Annotated in this window: 1 protein-coding gene; it reads left to right on the top strand. The window is 75.3% G+C overall.

Annotation, left to right across the window (positions count from 1 at the left end):
* Nucleotides 1-3,580, top strand: a 3,580-nt coding sequence (locus G6W55_RS37070) for an SDR family NAD(P)-dependent oxidoreductase (protein ID WP_175524993.1), incomplete at both ends; no start/stop codon positions are given.

Below are 3,580 nucleotides of genomic sequence, written 5' to 3'. Positions count from 1 at the left end.
GTTGGCGCCGGTGGGTGCGGACGCGCTGTCGGTGACCGTCGCCGACGGCACCGGAGCGCCCGTCGCCACCGTGGAGTCGCTGATCTGTCTGCCCGTCGACCGTGAGCAGCTCGCGGCTGCCGCGGACGCCGCCCGTACGCCGGGGCACGACGCGCTCTTCCACCTCGACTGGACGCCCGTCCAGGCATCGGCCGTGGCCGACCACGCCGCCGGCTCCGGCCGCTGGGCGCTGATCGGGGACGACCCGGCCGGCCTCGGAGCCCACCCGACGGCCGGCAGCCACCACGACCTGGCCGCGCTGGGCGACGCGGTGGCCGCCGGTACCGCCCTCCCGGACATCGTCGCCCTGCCCGTTCCGACGGAGTCGGAGGAGGCGGACGGGATGGCGGAGGCCGCGCGCGCCGCGGCCCACCGCGCCCTGGACGTCGTACAGGCCTGGCTGGCGGACGAGCAGTTCGCGGCGGCCGGGACACGGCTGGCGCTGGTGACGCGGGGTGCCGTGGCCGCGGGCCCCGACGAGGGGGTGGCCGATCTCGCGGGTGCGCCGGTGTGGGGGCTGCTGCGGTCGGCGCAGACCGAGAACCCGGACCGGTTCCTGCTGCTCGACACCGACGACAGCGAGGCCTCCAGGGATGTGCTGCCCGACGCCCTGCTGTGGGCGGTGGCACAGGACGAGCCGCAGGTGGCGGTGCGCGGCGGCGAGGTCCGGGTGCCGCGGCTGGCCCGCGCCGGCCGGGCCGGCGGCGCGCTGATCCCGCCGGCCGGGACGTCCGCCTGGCGGCTGGAGATCCCGGTCAAGGGCTCCTTCGGCAACCTGGAGCTGCGGGAGTGCCCGTCGGCCGGGGAGCCGCTCGCGCCCGGACAGGTACGGGTCCAGGTGCGGGCCGCCGGCATGAACTTCCGGGACGTCCTGCTGGCCCTGGGCGTGGTGCCGAACCAGCAGGTGATGGGCAACGAGGCCGCCGGTGTCGTCCTGGAGGTCGGCGAGGGCGTGACCGACCTGGTGGTCGGCGACCGCGTGCTGGGTGTCTTCTCCGGGGCCTTCGGCCCCGTCGCCGTCACCGACCGGCGGATGCTCGCCCCCATGCCCGCCGACTGGTCCTTCGTCCAGGCCGCGTCCGTGCCCGTCGTCTTCCTCACCGCCTACTACGGCCTGCGCGACCTGGCCGGCCTGCGGGCCGGCGAGTCGGTGCTCGTGCACAACGCCGCTGGCGGCGTCGGCATGGCCGCCGTCCAGCTGGCGCGGCACTGGGGGACCGAGGTCTACGGCACCGCGAGCGAGGGCAAGTGGGACGCGCTGCGTGCCGCCGGACTGGACGACGCGCACATCGCCTCCTCCCGCACCCTCGACTTCGAGGAGCGCTTCCGCACAACGAGCGGCGGGCGCGGCATGGACGTGGTGCTGGACGCGCTCGCGGGCGAGTTCGTGGACGCCTCCCTGCGGCTGCTGCCGCGTGGCGGGCGCTTCCTGGAGATGGGCAAGACCGACCAGCGCGACCCCGCCGAGGTCTCCGCGGCACACCCGGGCGTCACCTACCGCGCGTTCGACCTTGGCGAGGCCGGGCTCGACCGCACCCAGGAGATGCTCACCGAACTGCTGGAGCTGTTCGAGCGGGGCGTGCTCACTCCGCTTCCGGTCGCCTCCTGGGACGTGCGACGGGCGCCCGAGGCGTTCCGGTACCTCAGCCAGGCCCGGCACATCGGCAAGGTGGTCCTCACGGTGCCCGCCCCGCCGGCCGGCAGCGGAGCCGGCACCGCCCTGGTGACCGGCGCCACCGGCGCCCTCGGCCGACTCGTGGCCCGCCACCTCGTGGAGCGGCACGGCGTACGCAACCTCCTGCTCGTCAGCCGCAGCGGCCCGGCCGCCGACGGCGCCGCCGAACTCGTCGCTGAACTCTCCGCTCTCGGCGCCCGTGCCGACCTGGCGGCCTGCGACGTCGCCGACCGGCAGGCACTGGCGGACCTCTTGGACGGCATCCCGGCCGACCGGCCGCTCACCACCGTCGTCCACACCGCCGGCGTGCTGGACGACGGCATGCTGCCCGCGCTCACCCCCGAGCGGATCGACACGGTACTGCGCCCGAAGGCCGACGCCGCCTGGAACCTGCACGAGCTGACCCGCGAACTCGACCTGTCCGTATTCGTCCTGTTCTCGTCCGTCTCGGGCGTGCTGGGCAACGCCGGCCAGGGCAACTACGCGGCCGCCAACACCTTCCTCGACGCCCTGGCCGCCGCCCGCCGCGCCGAGGGACTGCCCGCCACCTCGCTGGCCTGGGGCTTCTGGGAACAGCGCAGCGCCATGACGGGCGAGCTGGACGACGTCAACCTGGCACGTATCGCCCGCTCCGGCCTGACCGCCCTGCCCTCCGAGGAGGCGCTGGCCCTCTTCGACACCGCCGTCGCGGCCGACGCCGCGCTGACGCTGCCCGTCCGGTTCGATACGGCCGCGCTGCGCGCCGCACAGACACCCCTTCCGGCGCTGCTGCGCGGCCTGGTCCGCGGCACCGCCGTACGCCGAGCCCGGGCCGCGGCCGCAGCGGAGCAGCCCACGGCCGCGTCCTCGGCCCTCGTACGGCAACTGGCCGGACGCCCGGAAGACGAACAGCTGGCCTGGCTGTCGGAGTTCGTCCGCGGGCACGTCGCGACCGTCCTCGGCCACGGGTCCGCCGCCGCGGTGGGGGAGAACCGCGCTTTCAAGGAACTCGGGTTCGACTCCCTGACCTCGGTGGAACTCCGCAACCGCCTCAGCGCCGCGACCGGCCTGCGGCTGCCCGCCACCCTCGTCTTCGACCACCCGGCCCCCGGCGCCCTGGCCGGTCACCTGCGCGACGAACTGCTCGGCATCGAGCCCGGCCCCGACGCGACCCCGGCCGGCCGGGCCGGCGCGGCGCCGCAGCACGACGACCCCATCGCGATCGTCGGCATGAGCTGCCGCTACCCCGGCGACGCCGACTCACCCGAGGCCCTGTGGGAGCTGCTTGCCTCCGGCGGTGACGGCATCACCGGGTTCCCCACGGACCGCGGCTGGGACCTCGACGCGCTGTACGACGCCGACCCCGACCGTCCCGGCACGTCGTACGTCCACAGCGGCGGATTCCTCCACACCGCGGCCGAGTTCGACGCGGGCTTCTTCGGGATCTCGCCGCGTGAGGCACTCGCGATGGACCCGCAGCAGCGCCTGCTGCTGGAGTCGTCGTGGGAGGCCCTGGAACGCGCGGGCATCGACCCCACCTCCCTGCGCGGCCACCAGGCCGGCGTCTTCGCCGGCGCCGCGGCCCAGGGCTACGCCTTCGGCCAGGAACAGGCCGGCGAGGGCAGCGAGGGCTACTACCTCACCGGCAGCACCACCTCCGCCATCTCCGGCCGCGTCGCCTACACCCTTGGGCTGGAGGGCCCGGCGGTGACGGTGGACACGGCTTGCTCGTCGTCGCTGGTGGCCCTGCATCTGGCGGTGCAGGCGCTGCGGTCGGGTGAGTGCTCGCTGGCTCTGGCCGGCGGCGGGAACGTCATGGCCACGTCCATGGCCTTCGTGGAGTTCAGTCGGCAGCGGGGGCTGTCGCCGGACGGCCGCTGCCGGTCG

It is taken from the genome of Streptomyces sp. CAI-85, from assembly GCF_013363615.1.
Lineage (GTDB): Bacteria > Actinomycetota > Actinomycetes > Streptomycetales > Streptomycetaceae > Streptomyces > Streptomyces antibioticus_B.
This window is presented reverse-complemented; position numbering and strand designations above follow the sequence as displayed.